This is a genomic window from uncultured Campylobacter sp. (genome assembly GCF_938017775.1).
GTDB lineage: Bacteria > Campylobacterota > Campylobacteria > Campylobacterales > Campylobacteraceae > Campylobacter_B.
Window position 1 is genome coordinate 1 of the sequence record NZ_CALIIU010000049.1, and the last position, 21,064, is coordinate 21,064.

Sequence of the window (21,064 nt, forward strand, 5' to 3'; positions counted from 1 at the left end):
AATCAAAATTCAACTTTTATTTTAAGTATTTTATTTTTGTGCCTGTTTGCCCTGTATTGCTATTTTGCAAAAGAAAACGATATTATTATCAACAATTCGCACATAACATATTTTAAAAACATATCAAGTGGGTTGGAAATTTTTAAAATAAACAATGATAATTTTATCAAGGAAAACTATAAATTGAAAATAAATGTTTTATGTTTTATTTTGTGTTTGATTTCTCTATTGTCAGGTTTTGGCTATCAAGAAATTATTTTTGTCATTTCTATACTTGTCGTTAGATTTTTGTCAATATTCCTATTTTCGATACTTCAAAATAAAAAATTTGAATTTTATAATCCAGGACATTTATGCATTAAAACAAGAACCGGAAAACAGATAGTTCCTTTGGTTTCAAAAAAAGATACAAAAGAGGTAAGAGAATATTTTTTAAATAAACTCAATATCGATATTGGCGATAAAGTAAATTATTTTATGTAGTCAAATCCCCCAATAAAAGAGATATAAACGAGCAAAGAAAGCATTGATAAAAGGGCGCACCTATTACAGGTAGTCTTAAATCGTTACAAGAATATTTTTCTGATTTGTCAAAAATGTCAGAATTTTTTATCGTATTGGCTCGTTAGGTTTTTTCTTTGTATTTTTTGCTTTGCGTGTATGTGGCGAATATATTTATAAAATTCGCCGTATATTGTTGCATAAATAAAGGCATAAAAGGATTTAAAATTTTCCCATTTATAAAAGTCGATGAGCCGTGGCATGGCGGATATTTATATTATTCCGTTGTGGTATCGGCACACTACTATTTGATTTATTTGTATAGTAGTGAAATTTACGACGAAGTTAGAGAGTATTTTTTGCAGAAAAATATAAATATAGACTATATTAAAAAGGACTATACGGTTTTTATCTAGGAGGATATGCGAAGCGGGCGGCAAATTTAAAACTAAAATTTCAATATTTTATGGGTAAGCCGCCGCTAAATTTTATGTGCGAAAGCGCCCGTTTATATTCGGCTAAGCTCACGCTCGGTAGTATTCGTCATTTTATTTGCGGAGGTCGTTTTGAAAGAGATAAAATCCAAGCTCATCATAGCGTACTTGGTTGTTACGGCGGGCGTATTTTGTCTGATCGCAGGCAGTGCGTTTATGGATAGGTCCAAAACTCAGCCCGCGCAAAATTCCACGGCGAGTCGCGCCACAACCTCCGGCAATTCCTCCAATCGGCCGCTAACGGACGAGGATCGCGCCGCAATAGCAAGGTACCGGTACGAAAGGCTGGGCGCCGAGTTAGATTTGGACGAGTGCGTAGTGCATGGCAATGAGCGAATGGAGTATTTCTGCAAGCTTTTGCGCTCCAAGGACACTGCTCGTATTTTAGCATTTATGCGAGAGCAGCGCATCACTGCGGGCGATCCGCTGCATTTTGGCATAACGGCGATAATGTATTCTAGCTTTTACAACGATGCAAACACTATCGAGGAGCTGATCTATCACGGAGCTGATATCAACCGCACGGACGATTTTTCTCATTCGGCGTTAAGCTATGCTATCGAAAATAACTCTACCGCTGCCGCAGAAATTCTACTCAAGCACGGAGCTAGCTTTTCTAGCGTTAAATATGTTCGTCCGTGGCTTACAGACCCTGGATACGGTGACTCCTATTTGGTTGTTACTAGCGACGCACAGGTAAAGACATATTCCATAACGCCTAAAAGTGAAGGTACTAGTGCAGTATCCGATCCACTCTATTACGCCGTAGCAGGCGGATTTTTGCAGATGACGGAGCTTATGCTTAGCAGCGGCGTAAGACCTGAGATTACCGCTTGGACGGACGATCATTGTATTGCTTTTACGCTCAAACACCGCAAAGATGAGCGGCAGCCGAACTGCTCCATCTATCAGATGCTGCCGCAGCGATATGACGCGAGTATGCTAAATCTGCTACTTAAATACGATTTAGCAGGGCTTCCGGACGATGAGCGTATTCAAAAAAAATACGATGACTGCCGTAAGGATTTGGATACGTTGAGGAAGTATAAGAAAATATACCTAGAGCATATGGATAATTATTGTTACGATGAGATTATTTTAAATTGGACTTTATTAAACAGCTCTACGTATGAGCTGCTTAGATATATGATGACGGAGCGCTCAAAGTATTCGGAAAATGATGTAATCAAGCTTAACAAAGGCTCGCTGCCCGATCTTAATAGATGCGGCTCGGTAACGCCGAATACGGCGCTGCTGGGTATCTACGATACGCTTATAAAGCGCTACTCTGCGCTCTGCGGCGATGAGCCTAAGGGTGCAGGCGGCTTTGATTTGGATAATTTTTTTAGATATTTGCAATTAGAAAAATTGGAATATTATCTTAAAATAGAGTATAAGGGCAAGGTGATAAGAGTGGAGGAGTACGATAAAATTTTAAGGCGCGATGCTTCTAAGCAGCTAGAACAAGCGGGATCCAAGGCTGCAGATACCGCGTCCGCCAATGAGTAAATTCTATAAAATTTACAGACGCGATTATCGGCTTCGCGGTTGCTATGTATCTTGCAAAATTCTACAAATTACGCTGATTTAAAATTTGCGTCGTTTTGCTTTATAAAATGCATAGAATTTTGTCGCCATGACGCAAGCGGTTTGCAAAATTCCGGCACGTATGTAAATTTTAAAAATTCCGAGAGTTGCAGCGCATTAAATCATATAAATTTAGGCGCTAAAACTCGCCTGATATGGACCCGCGAAATTCGCCGCTTAAAATTTCGCGCTACAAATTCTTAAATTCCATCTCCAGCTGCTTGCGCCAGTCTTGCAGCGAGCGCTCTGCGCTAGCGGCGTATTTTTCGATAAGTGCGTCCGTTTTATTTAGAAACTCAAATAGCTTGCCCTCCCACACGGCGGGGTTTAGGTTGCTTTGATGCATCGTTTTGATGTAAACCAGCTCCTTACTAAGAGCCTCAAGCTCGTCTAGATAGCTCTCGCGAGCGCTTTCGTCGCGCAGCTCTAGCCGCACAAGATCTCGCAGTTTGTCCTCCAAAATATCGCAAAATTTCATATACCTTTGCGAGCTAAGCTCGGGGTCTGCGGCGTCTGCACGCGCGGAAGCCTTTTGGACCTGAAAATACACGAGCGCGCCCACCGCAAGGGCGACTGCAAACATCAAAGCGAAATTAGCCATTTTTTCTCCTTAAGCCATCCAAGCCCACGACCGCGAGCCCGAACCAAATTAGCGAAAAGCTTAAAATTTTGTAACTCTCAAGCTCCTCGCCGTAGATAAATACCGCGATTAGCATGCTCATACTAGGGCTGATGTACTGCATAAAGCCGATCGTGGATAGCGGCAGATACTGCGTGCTTACGGCGAAGGTAAGAAGCGGCAAAATCGTAATCAGTCCGCTTGCAAACAGCAGCGCGCTGTTTACGTTAAAGCCGAAAGCGCCGCTTCCTTTTAGCGCGCAGTAGATCAGAAACGCAAGCGCGGGCAGCAGCATCAGCGCCGTTTCGCAAAACAGCCCCTCAAAGCTAGGTACTTTTACTTTTTTGCGTATGAGGCCGTAAAATGCAAAGCTAAGCGGCAGCACGAGCGAGATTATCGGCAGCCTGCCTAGCGCGTAAATTTGCACGCCGATCGCCGCAAAGGCTAGCAGAAGAGAAAGCTTAGCCGCCGCGCTTAGCTGCTCGCGCAGAAATAAAGCACCCAAAAGCACCGAAAATAGCGGATTTATAAAATATCCGAGGCTCGTTGCCAAAATTTGATCGGAATTTACCGCGTAGATATAAATGCCCCAGTTCGTGCTGATAAGTAGTCCTGTACAAAGCAGCGTGAGAGCGATTTTAGGGGTGCTAAGAAGCCGCGCGACATTTTTTAAGCGGTGTGTAAAGCAGAGAAAAACGAGCAGCAGCAGGAAGGACCAAACGACGCGATGCGCTAAAATTTGCACCGCATCCACGTCCTTTATGAGCTTGAAAAATATCGGAAAAACGCCCCACATAACAAAGGTGGCAAGAGCAAACATTAGCCCTTTAGTGCGGTTTTCTTCCATAAAATTCCTTCCAAATTGCCTAAAGGCGCTATTTTAAGATTTTTTGGGTTAATAAAAGCTTATTTGGGTATAATCGCGGGATTTACGAAATTTAAGGAGGGGCTATGAGCTGGAGTAGGACATCGTGGAAAGATTATAAAATTTTACAGCAGCCGATCTATCAGGATGAAAGTGCGGTGCAGGCCGCTAAAGAGCGCCTTTACAAGCTGCCGCCGTTAATTTTTGCGGGCGAGGTTCGCAACCTAAAAGCCGAGCTCGCGCGCGCCAGCGAGGGCAAGTCGTTTTTGCTTCAAGGCGGCGATTGCGCTGAGAGCTTTAATGATTTTAGCGCGAATAATATCCGCGATATGTTTAAGGTAATGCTTCAAATGGCAATAATTCTTACTTTTGCAGCGGGGCGCCCCGTCGTGAAGGTAGGTCGTATCGCAGGGCAGTTTGCAAAGCCGCGCAGCAGCGATTTCGAGGAGGTTGGCGGCGTGAGCCTGCCTAGCTACCGCGGCGACATAATCAACGGATTTGAGTTTAACGAAGCGGCGCGCAAAGCAGATCCAGCTCGCATGATTGAGGCGTATCATCAAAGCGCTTCGACGCTGAATCTGCTGCGCGCCTTTTCTCGCGGCGGTCTTGCGAACCTGCACGAGGTGCATAAGTGGAATTTGGGCTTTTTGAAAAAGGGCGAGTTGGAGGCTAAATTTAACGAGCTCAGCGATGAAATTTCGCGCACGCTTAAATTTATGGAGGCGTGCGGACTGAGTGCCGCTAACTCTCCGAGCCTTGCCGAGACGGTGCTTTACACCTCGCACGAGGCGCTGCTGCTGCACTACGAGGAGTGTCTGACGCGCATCGACAGCACCAGCGGCGATTGGTACGATTGCTCGGCGCACATGCTTTGGATCGGCGAGCGCACGCGCGGCGCGGACGATGCGCATGTGCATTTTTTAAGCGGTATCAAAAACCCCCTCGGCGTCAAGATCGGCCCAAGCGGCACTGCGGATGAAATTTTGCGCCTTTGCGACAAGCTCAATCCGCAAAACGAAGCAGGCAGGCTAAACGTCATCATCCGCATGGGTGCGGATAAGATCGGCGCGCGGCTGCCGCAAATTTTACGCGAGCTAAAGCGCGAGGGCAGGGCGATCCTATACAGCATCGATCCGATGCACGGTAATACCGTCAAGACCGCCAACGGCTACAAAACGCGCGAATTTTCTAAAATTTTAAGCGAGGTTCAGAGCTTTTTCGAGATTCACGCTGCGGAGGGCACGCACGCGGGCGGCATCCATCTTGAGATGACCGGTCAAAACGTCACCGAGTGCACGGGCGGCTCGTTTAACGTGACGCAAGAGACGCTAAAACAGCGCTACGAAACGCAGTGCGATCCGCGCCTAAACGCAGATCAGGCGCTGGAGCTTGCATTTTTGCTCGCCGATAATCTAAAAAAGGCGGACTAATCCCGCTTTTTAAATTTCATCCGCATGCGGCTTTGCCGGTCTCTCTTTTGCAGAGGTCTTGCAAGCTTTTATGCTATCAAATTTAGTTCGTTTGCTTTATCATTTAAAATTTTGTTTTGCATTTGCTTTGAAGCTTTTAACGAGTTAAATTTAGCCCCATAGGCTTTGCGGCTTAAAATTTTTAATGCGCTCTGCATGAAATTTTAAAATTTTATCGCCGTGGAATTTTAAAAATTTATCACCAAATTTTTGGCTCGCGGAATTTCATTTCTAAATTTTATTGCTGGTTGGAATTTAAGTGCAGTTTTAGGCGTTTTGACGTAAGCTGACGCTATGAGTGCATTTTTTGTGCTTTAAATTTAATCATATCTTGGCGCGAGCGATTAAAATTTACGCGGCTTGGAATACGGGGCGGCTTTGGGCGCAGTCTTAGAGCGGTCAAAATATATATATATTAAATTTATACCTCGCGCGAAAAAGTAAGCTGCGTAAGCCCGCCGCCCAAATACGAGCAATTGAAAATTTTTGCGGCATCGCGCCGTGATAAAATTTCTTTTTGCAGAGACTTGCAAACTTATTGGCGGCTAAATTTAGCCCCGTGAGCTCGCGGCTTAAAATTTTAATACGCTCTGCATGGAATTTTAAAATTTGCGCCGCCGTGAAATTTTAAAATTTAACGCCAAATCCATGGCTCGCGGAATTTCATTTTAAATTTCTTCGCGTAAATTTTGATCGCTCGCTACTGTGTGTGCCGCCTATCTGTGTCGCTCAAGCTAGCGCCAGACTGAGCGGTAAATGTAGCTACGCAAGCTCGCCTCCGTTTTTCGTACATAGCAAAAGAGAACACCGCGCTATCTGCGGCATTCGGCATAAGTACGGCGCAAAAGCTCTTGTTTAAGATAAGCACGACGAATAGACGCCGCCGCGCGTGTTTCATTGGCTTATGAACTTCCGCTTAATCCTTGATGATAGATGCATCAGACGAAAACGGCTTTGCGCCTGCTTTAAATTTTGAAGCGCGATTTCGCCGTGAAATTTTAATAGAAAGTCTATACTTTTGCCGCTAAATTCCAGGCTGAAATTTTACATTTTGAGTTGCACCGAGGCGCTGTTATAAAATTCCATGTCTTAAATTTAAAGCAAAATTCTGCGGTGCAATGAAATTTTAAAATTTCATTGCGGTAAATTTTGTGCTCTAAAATTTTATTCATGAATGTAGAATTTTAAGTCGGCAAATATAAAATTTGAGATAGGCAAAGTTTGTCGCCGCATCGCGTACCGCGCCGCGAAATACTACTCTACAAAATCTGCGCCTAGCCCCATAAATTCCGTCGTGCAAAATTTATGCAGAATTTACGCGGGGTTCTTGTTGTCGCGCCGCTTCGCTTCGTTACTTCGAGCGCGGTTTATTGAGTTTTAGTGCGACTACGGCGATTGCGACGTTTGCGTCGTGCGTGATGCTAAGGCTTGCGGATTTGATATGAAATTTTTTACGGATTTTTTTACGGATTTTTAAATGCGGCGCGCCCAGGGCGTCTTTGTAAATTTTAGCGTCTTTAAAGCCGAATTCCGCGCCGATGCCAGTGCCTAGCGCCTTGCTAAGCGCCTCTTTGGCGGCATAGACGCCCGCGATACTTTCGTCGCGCAGCGCGGATGAGCGCTCGGATTTTTTCAAAATGCGCTTTAGAAATTTCGCGCCGTATTTTGCGCGCAGCGACGCGATCCTGCGCACCGCGGTTATGTCCGTGCCGATCTTTATCACGGACGAACGCCCCGCGGTTTAAATTTAATCACGATTGCAGGCTCTCTTTGATCTCGACGTCAATGATCTTATCGCCCTGCCTAATCGCGTCTAAAACCGCTAGGCTAGGCTGATCCACGATACGACCGAACACCGTGTGCACGCCGTCTAGGTGCGGCTGCGCGCTGTGGCAGACGAAAAACTGGCTTCCGCCCGTATCGCGTCCCGCGTGCGCCATCGATAGCGCACCGCGCACGTGCTTGTGCTTTTGACGGTCGCATTCGCACTTTATGCGCCAGCCTGGGCCTCCCGTGCCGGTGCCGCGCGGGCAGCCGCCTTGGATCACGAAATTTGGGATCACGCGGTGAAAATTTAGACCCTTGTAAAACCCGCTGCGCGCAAGGCTAGCGAAATTAGTAACCGTCTGCGGGGCTTCATCTGCGAAAAGCTCCAGCTTCATATCACCCTTTTCGGTTTTTATCACGGCGTATTTATCGCGCGCCAAAGCCGCTGCGTCGATGTCGTAAATTTTTAAATTTTCCATTTTTTCTCCTATGCGATGTTGGTGTAAACTGCCTGCACGTCGTCGTCATCCTCTAGCCGCTCGAGCAGCGCGTCTATGTCGCTCAGCTGATCCTCGCTAAATTCGTGCTTTTCGTTAGCGACGAATTTTAAGCTTGCGCTGATGATCTCAAGCCCTATCTTTTCGATACCTTCGTTTAGAGTGCCGAAGCTTTCGTATTCGCCGTAGATTAGAAGCGTCTTTTCGAGCTCTCCCTTGTCGTTTTCAAACTCATTGATCTCAAGCTCGCTAAGACCGAAGTCGATGAGCTCAAGCTCCAGCTCCTCAATGTCGCGGCTCGGCAGCTTGGTCTCAAAAATAGCCTTGTGCGAAAACATAAATTTCAAACTGCCGCTTGGCAAAAACTCGCCCTTGGCTTTGTTTAAAATCGACTTTACGTTCGCGACGGTGCGGGTCGGGTTGTCGGTGGCGCATTCGATTATTAAAAGCGCGCCGTGGGGCGCCTTGCCGTCGTAAAAGATCGTTTTGATATCGGCGCTATCCTTGCCGCTAGCGCGCTTGATAGCCGCGTCGATATTGTCTTTGGGCATATTTTGCGCCTTTGCCGTGGCGATCGCGGCGCGCAGCTTGGAGTTCATCAGCGGATCTTCGCCGCCCTCTTTCGCAGCCATCGTTATGGCCTTGCCCAGTTTTGGGAAAAGTTTGCTCATCTTCCCCCATCTAGCTTCTTTTGAAGCGCGTCTGTATTCAAAAGCTCGTCCCATAAAATTCCTTAAAGCTTAAATTTAAAAACGGGTGATTATAACGAAAAACCCTTAAATTTCAGGAGCAGGCGTTGAAATAAAATTTATTAAAAAGTAGTATAAGTTTTGAAATTTTAATCTAAAGGAGAGACCCATGGCTTTGAAACAAAGCGTAAAATTTAAAGCGCAAAATATCCACTGCGAAAACTGCGCGAGGACGATCAAAAACGCGCTCAAGGATGATTTCGGCGAGATCGAGGTGGACGTAGCAAGCGGAGTGGTGAGTTTAAGCTTAGATCCGCGCGACGAGGCTAAATTTAAAGAGGAGATGGACGATTTGGGCTTTAGCGTCGTAGAAAAACTGTCTTGCGAAAACTAACGGATGTCAAGCAAAATCACTCTAAATATCGTCGGGATGAGCTGCGTAAACTGCTCCAATGCGATCGAGCGGGTAAGCCGCAAGATCGAGGGGGTGCAGGAAGCGCACGTAAATTTCGCAAACGGCAGCGGCGAGTTCGTACTTGCCGATCCGGCGCTTGAGGAGACGCTAAAAGCCAAGATCAAAAAGCTGGGCTATGATATCGCCGTGGATTATGAGGATTTGGAACGCAAAAAGCGGCGCAACCTCAAAGCGGCGCTATTTAGGCTGATCCTCGCTCTTATTTTAGCCGCGGCGGTAATGGCGGTGGAGATGAGCGGGTTTTTAAGCTTCGTTCCAAAGGCGCTGCTTTGCGCGGCGATGGCGTGCGTGAGCCTATTTTACTGCGGCAAGAACTTCTTTTATCACGCTTACGGCTCGCTGAAAAACAGAAGCTTTGATATGAACGTGCTCGTGGCGATGGGAAGCTTTTTCGCGTTTGCCTATTCGCTAACGGCCGCGGCGTGGGTCTATACGCACGGCGCGCAGAACGAATTTACAAATCTTTATTTTTCCTCCGCCTCGATGATAATCGCCTTTATCTCGCTCGGCAAATACCTTGAAGAGCGCAGCAAGATGAAGGCGAACGACTACATCAAGGGGCTAATCGATCTAAGCCCTAAAACCGCGCTTTTGATCAAAGACGACGGCACGATAGCCGAAGTGCGCGCAGAATCGCTAAAGCCGGGCGATAAAGTGCTAGTAAAAAACGGCTCGCGCATCCCATGCGACGGGCTTATCGTCGAGGGCGGCGCGCAGATCGACGCTTCACTCATCAGCGGCGAGAGCTTGGCGGTTTATAAAAGCGTAGGCGATGAGGTCAATGCGGGCTGCGTGAGCACTGACGGCGTCATCTACGTGAAGGTGACGAAATTTTCGCATCAAACGCTGCTTGCTGAGATTAAAAATCTGCTGAACGAGGCGGGCAACAAAAAGATGCCGATCGCGCGCTTTGCGGATAAAATTTCAAATATCTTCGTGCCCGCGGTGATTTTGATCGCGCTTGCTAGCTTTATAACGTGGATGGCGCTTGACGGACGGCTCTCATATGCCGCATCCGCCGCTATTTGCGTGCTTATCATCTCCTGCCCGTGCGCGCTAGGGCTTGCGACGCCAATCGCGATCGTTTGCGCGATCTCAAACGCCGCAAAAGCTGGAATTTTAATCAAAAATCCCGAAATTTTAGAAATTTTAAAAGGCGCCGACGTCGCGGTTTTCGATAAAACCGGCACGCTTAGCAAGGGCGAAATTTCGGTAAGCTTCAGCGATCTGAGCGCCCAGGATCTCTACGCTTTAGCAAGCGCGCAAAAGCTTAGCGAACATCCGATCTCAAGAGCGATCGTAAAATTTGCCGAGCTGAAATTCGGCGAAATTTCTAAGCTTAACGGCGAGTTTGAAAGTATCGCGGGCAAGGGGATCGTCGCGAAAAATCCCACCGGCGAAATTCTTTGCGGCAGCGCGGGCTTTCTGCGCGAGCGCGGCGTGGACGTGGGCGTCGAAGTAGAAGCGGAGGAGCTTTTAGACAAGGGCTTCGGCGTCGTTTACTGCGCGATAGGCGGCTCGTACGCGGGCTTCATCGCATTTAGCGACGAGATCAGAGCCGAAGCGCGCGGCGTCGTGCAGACGCTGCAAAACAGAGGCGTAAAAACCGTCATGCTAACGGGCGATAACGCCAAAACGGCAAATTTCGTCGCTCGTAGCCTTGGCATCGACGAGGTAAGAAGCGGAGTGCTTCCAAGCGGCAAATATGAGTTCATCAAATCCCTGACCGATGAGGGCAAGCGGGTGCTTTTCGTGGGCGACGGCGTCAATGACGCACCGAGCTTAAAAGCTGCTAGTATCGGCATCGCGATGAACGGCGGCAGCGACGTAGCCAAGGGCGCGGGCGACGTGATTTTTATAAAAAATGACCTTGCAAGCGTGCTATATCTATTCCGCTTATCGGGTGCCGCCATACGGACGATCAAGCAAAACCTCTTCTGGGCGCTGTTTTACAACGCCGTGTGTATCCCGATCGCAGCAGGCGCGCTATATCCAGCGCTCGGCGTGCTTCTAAAGCCGATGTACGGCGCCGCAGCGATGTGCTTTAGCTCCGTAACGGTCGTGCTAAATTCCATCAGATTGAAATTCGCTAAATTTTAGCGCGGCGGATTTTGCGCTAGGCGTAGAATTTCGCGCGGTGAAATTTAACTCTACTCGCTGCAAAATTCTTTTATTCTGCGAGGAATTTTACCTCGCAAATTCTATCTCGCTACTGATTACGTGTAGAATTCTGCAGAATGGGCTCCACTTGTAAAATTTTATTTCACGATAAACCTGGCGCGGAATTCCGCTAGATTTGTACGGCTTGCAAAATTTTATTTTACCGCTAGCTCGCGCGTAAATTTTAAAATTTTAGCCTGCCGATCGCTGTGTTCTCATATAGTGCCCTCCATTGCTGCGCTTCTAACTGCCATTATTTAACGCCGCTCATTACTGCGCCGTAAAATTTTAAAAATTCTGCAAAATTTTATAAAGCTGAAAGGAATTCCATAGAAATCCACTGCCCGCACTAAGTTTTAATAAATAAATTTAAAGGTAAAATAACGCTTCAAATGCAATTCGAGGTAGCGATGCGAAAAATTCTAATGGGTTCGTTTGTTTTTTGCGGCACGCTTTTTGGCGCTTCTTGCGAGCAGATGCTAAGCGATCCGCGCGGCTTTTTTAGCAAAGAGCCTGCGGACGAAGAGCTGCTGCAAAGCGATTTTGGCTGTAAAGGCTCGCTAGCTGGCGCGGAATTTTTGCAAAATTTAAAAAGCGCGGCTTCTGAGATCAGGGACGAAAATATCGATTGCGTCGGTAATGAAGCCTTGCTGAACGAAAAAAGGCTTGAGCGAACCTTGGCATTTGCGGGGATGGATGGCGAGGGCTTTTTGAGCTATGCCAAAGAGAAACACTACGCGCAAATCAGCGAAAAATCGCTTGAAGCCTTAGAATTTTACTCCGAGCGCAAGATTGGAAATTTCATCGCTTATGGCAATTTTATGGGCGAGATCCCGGCAGCCAGGGAGGCGTTAAGAGATTATTTCGCCGCCAAATTTAATAAAAACGACGCCGATGAGCTGGCAAGCGCCGTGATAGCAGAATTTATCGCATATGCTGCAAAGGATCGCAAGGCGGGAGATTACGGTGAGCTTGAGATGGCGCTAAAAGGCAGAGTAGGCGCAGATGAGTTTCGTACGCTACTTTTTAGCAAGGATTTCGCGATTTACGAGCTTGATAATGCCCTGGATCTGGCCCTTTTGCTAGGATATGACGAGCGCTTTAGCGGCGCTTTGATCGAACGAGGCGCGCAGGTGAATGCTGGCGAGGAAAACTCGCTATTTTACGCGATGAATAACGTTCAAAGCGCAAAATTTATGATCTCTAAAGGCGCCTTGGTTGGCTATAAAAACTCGCTTGGGCAAACTCCGATATTTTTCGCTGCCGCGGCAAAAAATTATGAGCTCGTAAAGTTGCTAATCTACTCGCATGCTAGCGTAAATGTCCGCCAGATCGGCAGCGCTGAAGCTCAGGCCCTGGCATCGTTAGGCGAGCGTAGCGACGGCTGTGAGCGTTCAGGAGCGGGCAAGACGCTGCTGATGTTTGCGGCGCAAAAAAGTACCAAGCAGATCGTTGAATTGCTCGTAAAATCAGGCGCAAACGAAAAAGCAGTCGACGAGGCGGGACTAAATGCGCTAGACTATGCGCTTGCGGGTGGCGAAGCAGCTACGCAGAGCTATTTGCGCTCGCTTGGACTAAGTCCTACGCAAGTAAGCGATGATTTTACGAGCGATCCGCAAGATGCGCCTGAGCGTGAGAATTAGCGGGCTTGATTTAAAGGGCCGCTTGCCGCTTCATCGTCGTTTTAGGTTTGCAGCGCTTTGGGTTTGCAAAAGCCTTATGAGCTTTAAATTTAGAGTTTTGCTGCTTTGCAAATTCTATAGGTTTAGCGGATATTTCGAGCGAGAGTTGGTAGAATTTAACGCTTTAAAATTTTATCGCTTTGCTTGCGCAGGTTGCATGCACTGAAATTTTATAAACGCGCAGACGAGCTTTAAAAATGGCGATTTGTGCATTTATGCGTGATAAAATTTTTGCTGAGGGATTTTGGTTTGCGATCAAGAGCGGGATTTCATCAAATTTTGTGCGATAAACTTATCGCTTTTGCGACAAAGTAAGCATCGCAGTATTGCGGAATTTTATCTTAATTTGGGGCTTTTGCTATGTTAAGTAGAATTTAAATGCACTTATAAAACGCTTTTTGATTACGCCGCGCGCGGTATTTTGCACCGTAGGAATTTTGCTGCGCGACAAGTTACTTAAAAATGCGTTCGCAAAATTGCAAACGCAGTAAAATTGTAGAGTTTGCTGCGCGATTAAGTCGCTCAATAATCGCCGTAAAAGAAAGCGCGTGAATACAAATAATTGCTGCAAGGTGCGCAGAATTTTAAAATTTAACCCCCGATCGGAGGTTAAATTTTAAAATTTTATCAATCATCAAGGATTAAAATGTTGAAAAATTTGCTTATCTTTACGGCGATTTTTTTGCCCGCGCTGGCGCTTGCGGACGTGGAGCCCGCCGTGCGAAACAGCGAGCTTTACGGCGTGCTGACGCTTATCCCGCCGGTTGCGGCAATCGTGCTTGCTTTCATCACCAAGGACGTGATTTTGTCGCTGTTTTTGGGCGTGCTAAGCGGAACCTTTCTTATCGGTATGGTCGATCAAAATATCGCAGCTTCGGCGCTTTTCGCTTTTACCGATCTGTGCTCCCGCATGGTAAAATCGATGGCTGATACGTGGAATGCGGGCATTTTGCTTCAGGTCATGTGTATCGGCGGGCTCATCGCTCTGGTGACTAAAAGCGGCGGCACGAAGGCGCTTGCGCTCTGGCTTAGCAAGCACGCAGACACTCCCGTTTTGGGTCAAATTTACACCTGGCTGATGGGTATCGTGATATTTTTCGACGATTACGCAAACGCGCTGATCGTGGGCCCTATCATGCGGCCGCTTATGGATAAATTTAAAATTTCGCGCGCGAAATTCGCCTTCATCATCGACGCGACCGCAGCGCCGATTACCGGCATCGCGGTGATCTCCACCTGGGTCGGAGTCGAAATTTCGGCGATCAAAGAGGCCTACTCACAGATCGGCATAGAAAACATAAACGCTTTCACCGTGTTTGTGGAGACGATCCCGTATAGATTTTATAATATTTTTATGATCTTTTTCGTAGTCGCAACCGCAGTGATGAGTAGGGAGTTTGGCTCGATGTATCGCGCAGAGATCGCATCTCGCGGCGGCAAGAGCGGAGCTGCGGATTTTAAGATCAAAAATTTAGAGGATCAAATTTTTGTACCCAAAGAAGGCGTCGCGCTTCGCAAGCTAAACGCGATAATCCCGCTAGGAGCGATGATCGTCCTTTCCGTCATCGGATTTTATCTCAACGGCTACAGCTCGCTGGAGGGCGAGGCTTTGGAGGCGGTCAAGGCAGCTCCTCTTAGCTTTACTTCGATCCGTACCGCATTTAGCGCGGCAGACGCCTCGGTAGTGCTGTTTCAATCTGCGCTCTTTTCGTCGATCATCGCCGTCGTTTTGGGGATCGCGCAAAAAATTTACGGCGTCAAAGAGGCGATCGAGGTCTGGGTTGGCGGCTGGAAAAGCATGCTAAATACCGTCATAATCCTGCTTTTTGCGTGGTCGCTAAGCTCTGTTATCAAAGAGCTAGGCACTTCGCGTTACTTGGTCGAGCTTCTAAGCGACGCTACGCCGCGCTTTGCTCTTGCGATCGTGATCTTCGTGCTTAGCTCGTTTATCTCATTTTCAACGGGCACAAGCTTCGGCACCATGGGCATCGTCACGCCTTTGGCCGTGCCTCTTGCTCACGCCGTGGGGCAAAAATATGGCCTTAGCGGCGAGGAATTTCACGTTTTCATGTGCGTAAATATCAGCGCGGTGCTTACCGGAGCGATATTCGGCGATCACTGCTCGCCGATTTCGGATACGACGATCCTCTCTTCGATGGGCGCGGGCTGCGATCACATCGAGCACGTAAGCACGCAGATGACCTATGCGCTGGTCGTTTGCGGCATCAGTATCGTTTGCGGCTACCTACCTGCGGGCTTTGGGCTTAGCGTGTGGGGATGTCTGATCTTGGGTATCGCGGCTATCATTCTTTTACTGCGCGTAGTGGGTAAAAGAGTGGATGTATGAATTGCGAAAGCTTCGGTAGCTGCGGCAGTTGCACGCTCGGCGAGCCCTATGCGGATCAAATTTTATATAAAAAGCGTCTGATCGCCGATAAATTTAGAGATTTTTTTAACGGCGAATTTGAGTTTTTCGCATCAAGCCCACAAAATTACCGCATCAGGGCGGAATTTGGCATCTGGCACGATATTTGGCATAGCGCATTTGATCTTGCTTACACGATGGGCGGCGCACGTAGCAAGAAAATTTTAATTAACGAATGCCCCAAGGTAGCGCTTCCTATCGCAAATTTAATGCCGCGGCTGCTAGAGGCGCTTGGGCGGAGCGAAGCTTTAAAAGAAAGGCTCTTTGGCGTCGAGTTCATCTCGTGCGCTAGCGGGATTTTGGCGACGCTGCTTTATCACAAGCGCCTGGGCGAGCGCGAGCAGGAGGCGATTTGCGAGCTGGCGGACAAGCTTGGCATCGGGGTCATGGCTCGCGCGCGCGGACAGAAGCTGCTAAGCGGCGAGCTAAGCCTCACAGACGAGCTTTGCGTGGACGGGCGAGTTTATAAATTTCGCTTCGGCGAAAACGCCTTCATCCAGCCCAACCGCGGCGTGAACGAAAAGATGATCGCCTGGGCGAGAAGCTGCGTGGACTTCGGCAAAGAGGGCACGAACGAGGTACGCGCCGCACAGAATTTCGCCGATAGGAATTTTGTTGAAAAAAATTTTGCCTCGCAAAATTCCGCTGTGCAAAATTACGGCTGCGAGCAGTCCACCCCGCGAAATTCTACGGATCGAAATTTTGCTTCTGAAAATTCCGCCGAATTTGACGCCGCCTACCGAAATTCCGTTAAAGCAAATTCCGCTTCTGCAAAATTTAACGGCGAAAATTCCGTGAAATTTAACTATACGTCCAAAGACGAGAGCTCTGCGGATGATAATTTCGCTCGCAAGGATTTGGAAGTGCAAAATTCCGCTGCGCAAAATTTGGATTGTGAAAAGAAAAGCGCGCAAAATTCAGCCTGCGAAAATTCCGTCGCGCAAAATTCGAGCTGCGAAAAACATGCCGTGCGCCCAGAAAGCTCAGCCGCGCGCGATCTGCTGGAGCTTTACTGCGGGCACGGCAACTTCACCATCCCGCTTGCGGATAAATTTAACCGCGTGTTGGCGAGCGAAATTTCAAAAAGCTCGATTGTGAATGCCCGCATAAACTGCGAGCTCAACGGCGTTTGCAACGCGCAATTCGTCCGCCTTAGCGCGGATGAGTTGATGAGCGCGTTTGCGCGCAGGCGCGAGTTTGAGCGGCTAAAGGGGATCGATATTTTAGGCTACGATTTTTCACACGTCTTGATCGATCCGCCGCGTGCGGGGCTGGAGCCTAGCGTGATTGATTTCATAAAAAATTTTCAAAATTTGATCTACATCTCCTGTAATCCGCAGACGCTTTTTGAAAATTTACGCTCGCTTTGCGCAACGCACGAGGTGCAGAGGTTTGCGATCTTCGATCAGTTCGCGCATACGAGCCATATCGAATGCGGCGTGCTGCTGCGGCGCAGGAGTTAAGCGGAGCTAAAACCGAAGCTGCGGATTTAGGCTGCGCGCGGGATAAAATTCCGCCTAAAATATGTATAATAACAAAATTTAAAATTATGAAAGGAAGTAGATGGTTGATCTAAACAAAATCATCCAAGCAAAGCGCACGATAAACGATTTCGTCTATAAAACGCCCTTTGCTCTGGCGCCGAAGCTCAGCAAGCTTTACGGCGCGGAAGTGTATCTCAAAAGCGAGAATTTGCAGCGCACCGGCGCGTATAAGATTCGCGGCGCTTACAATAAAATCGCGCACCTAACGGACGAGGAGCGGGCGCATGGAGTAATAGCCGCAAGTGCGGGCAACCACGCCCAGGGCGTAGCGATGAGCGCGCAAAAATTCGGCGTGCATGCTGTGATCGTAATGCCTGAAGCCACGCCGCTACTTAAGGTAAGCGGCACGAAGGCTCTGGGCGCGGAGATCATCCTGAAGGGTGATAATTTCGACGAGGCGTATGCGTTTGCGCTGGAATATGCCAAAGAGCATAATTTGACGTTCGTGCATCCCTTCAACGACGAGTTCGTCCAAGCGGGTCAAGGCACGATCGCGCTTGAGATGATCGAGGAGGTCGCAGATCTTGAATACATCGTCGTTCCGGTTGGTGGCGGCGGGCTTGCGACAGGGGTTTGCAGCTGCGCCAAGCAGATCAACCCGGATATCAAAATCATCGCCGTAGCCGCCAAGGGCGCGCCCGCGATGCACGATAGCTTCGTCGCGAAAAAGCCGCTAAATTCCAAATCGGTCCGCACCATCGCCGACGGCATCGCGGTGCGGGATACGAGCGAAATCACGCTCTCTACGATCATCGAGTGCGTCGATGAGTTCGTGCAGGTCGATGACGAGGAGATCGCAAGCGCGATACTCTATCTGCTCGAGCAGCAAAAAATCATCGTCGAGGGCGCGGGCGCGGCGGGAGTAGCGGCGCTGATGAACGCGAAATTCCAATTCCCCGCGGGCGCAAAGATCGGCATCATCCTAAGCGGCGGCAACATCGACGTGCAGATGCTAAATATCATCATCGAAAAAGGCCTCATAAAATCGCACCGCAAGATGACGATCAATGTCACGCTTGTCGATAAACCGGGCGCACTTACGGGGCTTACCGAAATTTTGCGCCGCGCCAACGCAAACATCGTCAAGATCGACTACGACCGCTTTTCGACCAATATCGAGTACGGCGACGCGCAGATCACGATCACGCTTGAGACCAAAGGCAAGGCTCACCAAGAGGACATCGCCTGGGCACTCAAAAACGCAGGGTATGATTTCAGGGAGATTTTGTAGAATTTTGCTCGGGCTTGTGAAATTTGCCTGCACTTGCAAAATTTGCTCTTGAATTTAGCCGAGATTGTAAAATTTACTCCGCGTTTGCACCAATGCTACGGCGCGGCTAAATTTACACTCGCTTGCGCACAGGTTGCGGCTCGCTACGGTTTTGACTCACCACGCTAAATTTTAAATTTGCCGCTTTATACTCGCTGCGTCGAAATACTTTGCGGCTCGCGGTTTTAAATTTTACGTAGAATTTAAAATTCCAAATATACGGCGCAAGCCGCAATTTAAATAACGCGGACGCAGTCCGCACCGCTAGCGTCGTCGGGGGATGGGTGGGGTTTGTGGGCGAGCAGAGCAATGCAGTGCTGCGGGGCAGCGCCGCCTCTGCGAGAAGTGTGACCTCGCAATCGGGGCCCCCTTCCCGCCTCAAGATATGCATGTCACGGCTGAAATTTAAATAGAATTTTATTTTGTAATAAATTTAAAATTTCTCTATGTAGAATTTTGCCTCTAGAATTTAGGTCGTGGCGGCGTTTTCTCTTAAGGGGAAAGGGGTGCTACTTACTCTGCTTCGCTGCGCTCGCAAGAAACGCCGCCAGGCTAAGCCTTGCGTTGCTACGCTCGTTTTGCGAGGCGCTCCCCTTTCCCCTTAAAATCCCCTAACCCCTGGCACGCTCAAGGGGCGAGCCTTACGGCTCGATGATTTCTATTTTGCGGCTTCGCCGCAAGTTTTGATTTTAAAATTTCGCGTCGCAAAAATCGTAAAATTTTAATTACACTACAAATCGGCGCTGTATTTTGCTAAAATACCGATAAAATTTTAAAGGATGAAATTTGGAAAATTTTGCTTTTCTTCTAAATTTAGTGATATTTTGTATCTTGGTTTTTATGTTTTTTAAGATGCGCAAAAGCGGCGAGCAGGCGGGCAAGCCGCAGATCGCCACCGATATCACGCGGCTTAAAAGTATCGGCGAGCTGAGCGTTTTTAAAATTTACTCCAAAGAGATCGTCACGCGCAAGCAAAACGTAGGCAGCGGGCTGCTGGGCTCGCTCGTCTCGCCGCTGATGACGAAAAAGCAGATCGCCATCATCTTCGAGTTTGAGATCGAGTTCGTTTACGACCTGCTAAGCCCAGAGTTTGCGATACTGCCGCAGGGCGAGGGTCGCTACGAGATCAAGATGCCGCCGTGCAAATACAAATACTCGATCAAAGATATGAAAATTTACGACGAGAAAAACGCCAAGCTGTTGCCGTTTCTGCTGCCCGATTCGCTAAACGGGCTATTCGGCGCGAGCTTTGACGAGAGCGATAAAAACCGCCTCATCGACGACGCCAAGGACGAGGTCAAGCAGCTCTCGCTAAAAATCATCAACGATCTTGGCGGCAAGATCCACAAATCCGCGACCGACACGCTGGAGGCGATCGCCAAGAGCTTCGGCGCAAAGGAGGTCGGATTTATCTTTCAGGACAAGGCGCTTCAGACGATCGATATAAGCTCCAGCGAGATCGCAATCGATAAGTCGCTAAAATCGCAGATCGAGAAGTAGATGGAGCTTTTCAAAGCGCTTTTTAAAATTTACTTCGCCCGCATGCTCGCGTTTATGGATGCTTGCGCGAGGGCTTGGCAGCGATTTTACGAGCCGATTAGGCTGCGCAAAGAGAAGAAGCGTCTGCGTGCGAAGGGTTATTTTACCGAGGATGCGACGTGGGCGGAGTTTTTCGCGGATTTTAAATTTTGCAAATGCTTTATCATCAAAAAAATCCTCTATCCAAACTTCTACGCGATCAAAAACTCCTCCAAATGGGAGGCGGGCTCAAAGCGAGCTAGCTTTACGGTAGGTTCGTTTGCATACGACGAGATCGCGTGGGTGTGGGTGCCGCGAGCCTTCGACGGCGGGCGGAAAAACGATCTGGAAAAGCTAAAAAATCTACTACAAAAGATCCCCGCGCTGCGCTACGAGCAGAGCGACACCGGGATTAAAATTTTCGGCTACGAGTGCGGCGAAGGGGCCTTATAATTGCATAAAGCGGCATCTGACTGATTTTATCTTTGCTTGATCTTGTCAAGGATCGCGCCGATGCGGCTTAAAGCTTGCGCTACGTAGCTGAACGGCGGGCGAGTTTTGGCGGCTGTGTCTTTGACGAAATAGCGCGGGCGAGCGTGAAATTTTATCTTTGCAAGCACCCAGGCGCGGCCTAAATTTAAACTCCGCGCGAGTATCAAACGCAGGCAAAATTCTATCTATGCGCCCGGCTCCATAGATCCTTTGCTTTGGCGGGGTTTTTCATGTTAAGCCACGCAAGAAGCAGTATTACGGACGCCAATGGATTTAAGATTAAATTTAGCAGTTCCATGCAATTTATGACGCCCATCGTTATAGCGGCGGGGGCCGGTATTTTAAACATCATGCCGTAGACGATGTTTGCGCCGGCGCCTGCGATTAGCAGCGCGGCGTATACGGCAAAAAGCCTGCATCCGGTAGCAGCGCGCAATTTAAAATTTATAATTATCCAAGCGACCGTAACCGCAAAAATCAAATACGGCACGTATATTTGCAGCCTATTACAATCGCATCTTCTGAGTATATAAATGGCTGAAAAATATAGCAGCGCCGCAAGCGCAATGCTGTAGGCGTATTTGAAGATTATAAAAACCTGCGGACCCGTGATATTTTGGATGTTTTTAAGCGCGTGGTAAAGGAATGTGAAGGCAAAAATCCACACTAAGATTTGAGAATCCAAGTACGCGATTTCGCCTTTTATAGAATACGCCGCGCTGCCGACCAATAGGCAGAGCGCGCCGAGCGTGCCTTGCAGCTTCGCTCTTTGAAAATCTTCATTCTTTTATACCTTTAAATTTTAATGCGCGGCTCGCTGCTTGCACTACGCAGATGAACGGCGGGCGCTGCTTTGATTATCGCCACGCGGGCTTTAAATTTAGCCGGTGCGAATTTTAATTTTACGCCGCCGCGCATACTTCGTACTTTACGTCGCTGTGAATGATTTAAGCCCAGCATGCCGCCGAATATCTCATTCTTGGGCTACTGCCGCGAATTTTATTTAGTTC

19 protein-coding genes and 1 pseudogene are annotated in these 21,064 nt (G+C 48.1%); 13 read left to right on the plus strand and 7 right to left on the minus strand.

The window, feature by feature from the left end:
* From Q0537_RS07150 to Q0537_RS07160, 3 genes are all read left to right on the plus strand, one after another.
* Nucleotides 1-483: hypothetical protein (locus tag Q0537_RS07150; RefSeq protein ID WP_299226498.1), on the plus strand; the 483-nt coding region annotated here is incomplete at its 5' end.
* Between the two features lie 155 nt (nt 484-638).
* Entirely contained in the window at nt 639-917 is a 279-nt protein-coding gene (locus Q0537_RS07155) for a hypothetical protein (protein ID WP_299226501.1), read from the plus strand.
* 150 nt (nt 918-1,067) lie between these two features.
* Entirely contained in the window at nt 1,068-2,504 is a 1,437-nt protein-coding gene (locus Q0537_RS07160; protein ID WP_299226504.1) for an ankyrin repeat domain-containing protein, read from the plus strand.
* 268 nt (nt 2,505-2,772) lie between these two features.
* Here Q0537_RS07160 and Q0537_RS07165 read toward each other — a convergent pair whose 3' ends face one another.
* Nucleotides 2,773-3,183 carry a hypothetical protein gene (locus Q0537_RS07165; protein WP_299226507.1) on the minus strand — a complete coding sequence of 137 codons (411 nt, stop codon included), beginning with the start codon at nt 3,181-3,183 and terminating at the stop codon, nt 2,773-2,775.
* Nucleotides 3,176-4,048, minus strand: a complete 873-nt coding sequence (gene rarD, locus Q0537_RS07170; RefSeq protein WP_297880661.1) for an EamA family transporter RarD — start codon at nt 4,046-4,048, stop codon at nt 3,176-3,178. The genes Q0537_RS07165 and rarD overlap by 8 nt, the downstream gene beginning before the upstream one ends.
* 104 nt (nt 4,049-4,152) lie before the next feature.
* Between rarD and Q0537_RS07175 the strand changes: the two genes are divergently transcribed.
* Nucleotides 4,153-5,496, plus strand: a complete 1,344-nt coding sequence (locus Q0537_RS07175; protein WP_299226511.1) for a class II 3-deoxy-7-phosphoheptulonate synthase — start codon at nt 4,153-4,155, stop codon at nt 5,494-5,496.
* Nucleotides 5,497-6,886: 1,390 nt separating this feature from the next.
* Here the strand turns inward: Q0537_RS07175 and acpS are convergent.
* From acpS to Q0537_RS07190, 3 genes are read right to left on the minus strand one after another with little or no spacing between them, the layout of a single operon-like run.
* Nucleotides 6,887-7,258: a holo-ACP synthase gene (acpS, locus tag Q0537_RS07180; RefSeq protein ID WP_299226514.1), complete on the minus strand. Its 372-nt coding sequence runs from the start codon at nt 7,256-7,258 to the stop codon at nt 6,887-6,889.
* 28 nt (nt 7,259-7,286) lie between these two features.
* Nucleotides 7,287-7,781, minus strand: coding sequence for a peptidylprolyl isomerase (locus Q0537_RS07185; protein ID WP_299226517.1), 495 nt, complete (start codon nt 7,779-7,781; stop codon nt 7,287-7,289).
* A gap of 8 nt (nt 7,782-7,789) precedes the next feature.
* Nucleotides 7,790-8,524 carry a YebC/PmpR family DNA-binding transcriptional regulator gene (locus Q0537_RS07190; RefSeq protein ID WP_299226520.1) on the minus strand — a complete coding sequence of 245 codons (735 nt, stop codon included), beginning with the start codon at nt 8,522-8,524 and terminating at the stop codon, nt 7,790-7,792.
* A gap of 133 nt (nt 8,525-8,657) precedes the next feature.
* Here Q0537_RS07190 and Q0537_RS07195 point away from each other — a divergent pair, with 133 nt between their 5' ends.
* From Q0537_RS07195 to Q0537_RS07235, 9 genes and pseudogenes are all read left to right on the plus strand, one after another.
* Nucleotides 8,658-8,882, plus strand: a complete 225-nt coding sequence (locus tag Q0537_RS07195; RefSeq protein WP_297880669.1) for a heavy-metal-associated domain-containing protein — start codon at nt 8,658-8,660, stop codon at nt 8,880-8,882.
* Between the two features lie 3 nt (nt 8,883-8,885).
* A complete protein-coding gene (locus tag Q0537_RS07200) occupies nt 8,886-11,063 on the plus strand; it encodes a cation-translocating P-type ATPase (protein ID WP_299226523.1) in 2,178 nt (725 codons plus the stop codon).
* Between the two features lie 452 nt (nt 11,064-11,515).
* Nucleotides 11,516-12,766 carry an ankyrin repeat domain-containing protein gene (locus Q0537_RS07205; protein ID WP_299226526.1) on the plus strand — a complete coding sequence of 417 codons (1,251 nt, stop codon included), beginning with the start codon at nt 11,516-11,518 and terminating at the stop codon, nt 12,764-12,766.
* A 685-nt stretch (nt 12,767-13,451) separates the two neighbouring features.
* Nucleotides 13,452-15,152 carry a Na+/H+ antiporter NhaC family protein gene (locus Q0537_RS07210; RefSeq protein WP_299226529.1) on the plus strand — a complete coding sequence of 567 codons (1,701 nt, stop codon included), beginning with the start codon at nt 13,452-13,454 and terminating at the stop codon, nt 15,150-15,152.
* Nucleotides 15,149-15,694, plus strand: a pseudogene (locus tag Q0537_RS07215) (tRNA (uridine(54)-C5)-methyltransferase TrmA); the annotation flags it as partial. The gene Q0537_RS07210 and the pseudogene Q0537_RS07215, both read left to right, overlap by 4 nt.
* Complete coding sequence (locus Q0537_RS07220) at nt 15,680-16,693, plus strand: hypothetical protein (protein WP_366811367.1); 1,014 nt, start codon at nt 15,680-15,682, stop codon at nt 16,691-16,693. The pseudogene Q0537_RS07215 and the gene Q0537_RS07220, both read left to right, overlap by 15 nt.
* A 100-nt stretch (nt 16,694-16,793) precedes the next feature.
* Nucleotides 16,794-18,005, plus strand: coding sequence for a threonine ammonia-lyase (ilvA, locus tag Q0537_RS07225; protein ID WP_298027737.1), 1,212 nt, complete (start codon nt 16,794-16,796; stop codon nt 18,003-18,005).
* Nucleotides 18,006-18,830: 825 nt separating this feature from the next.
* Nucleotides 18,831-19,544, plus strand: coding sequence for a DUF4230 domain-containing protein (locus tag Q0537_RS07230; protein ID WP_299226532.1), 714 nt, complete (start codon nt 18,831-18,833; stop codon nt 19,542-19,544).
* Complete coding sequence (locus tag Q0537_RS07235) at nt 19,545-20,015, plus strand: hypothetical protein (protein WP_298061712.1); 471 nt, start codon at nt 19,545-19,547, stop codon at nt 20,013-20,015. It abuts the gene before it with no gap.
* A gap of 26 nt (nt 20,016-20,041) precedes the next feature.
* Here the strand turns inward: Q0537_RS07235 and Q0537_RS07240 are convergent, their stop codons facing one another.
* Together Q0537_RS07240 and Q0537_RS07245 are read right to left on the minus strand one after the other, a co-directional pair.
* Nucleotides 20,042-20,221: a hypothetical protein gene (locus tag Q0537_RS07240; RefSeq protein ID WP_299226535.1), complete on the minus strand. Its 180-nt coding sequence runs from the start codon at nt 20,219-20,221 to the stop codon at nt 20,042-20,044.
* 14 nt (nt 20,222-20,235) lie between these two features.
* Nucleotides 20,236-20,739, minus strand: a complete 504-nt coding sequence (locus Q0537_RS07245; protein WP_299226538.1) for a hypothetical protein — start codon at nt 20,737-20,739, stop codon at nt 20,236-20,238.
* Between the last annotated feature and the right edge of the window lie 325 nt (nt 20,740-21,064).

Excerpts from the sequence above, each read along its gene's own strand:
- Q0537_RS07165 (WP_299226507.1), bottom strand. The coding sequence starts at position 3,183 with ATGGCTAATTTCGCTTTGATGTTTGCAGTCGCCCTTGCGGTGGGCGCG.
- rarD (WP_297880661.1), bottom strand. The coding sequence starts at position 4,048 with ATGGAAGAAAACCGCACTAAAGGGCTAATGTTTGCTCTTGCCACCTTT.
- Q0537_RS07175 (WP_299226511.1), top strand. The coding sequence starts at position 4,153 with ATGAGCTGGAGTAGGACATCGTGGAAAGATTATAAAATTTTACAGCAG.
- Q0537_RS07185 (WP_299226517.1), bottom strand. The coding sequence starts at position 7,781 with ATGGAAAATTTAAAAATTTACGACATCGACGCAGCGGCTTTGGCGCGC.
- Q0537_RS07190 (WP_299226520.1), bottom strand. The coding sequence starts at position 8,524 with ATGGGACGAGCTTTTGAATACAGACGCGCTTCAAAAGAAGCTAGATGG.
- Q0537_RS07195 (WP_297880669.1), top strand. The coding sequence starts at position 8,658 with ATGGCTTTGAAACAAAGCGTAAAATTTAAAGCGCAAAATATCCACTGC.
- Q0537_RS07200 (WP_299226523.1), top strand. The coding sequence starts at position 8,886 with ATGTCAAGCAAAATCACTCTAAATATCGTCGGGATGAGCTGCGTAAAC.
- Q0537_RS07205 (WP_299226526.1), top strand. The coding sequence starts at position 11,516 with ATGCAATTCGAGGTAGCGATGCGAAAAATTCTAATGGGTTCGTTTGTT.
- Q0537_RS07210 (WP_299226529.1), top strand. The coding sequence starts at position 13,452 with ATGTTGAAAAATTTGCTTATCTTTACGGCGATTTTTTTGCCCGCGCTG.
- ilvA (WP_298027737.1), top strand. The coding sequence starts at position 16,794 with ATGGTTGATCTAAACAAAATCATCCAAGCAAAGCGCACGATAAACGAT.
- Q0537_RS07235 (WP_298061712.1), top strand. The coding sequence starts at position 19,545 with ATGGAGCTTTTCAAAGCGCTTTTTAAAATTTACTTCGCCCGCATGCTC.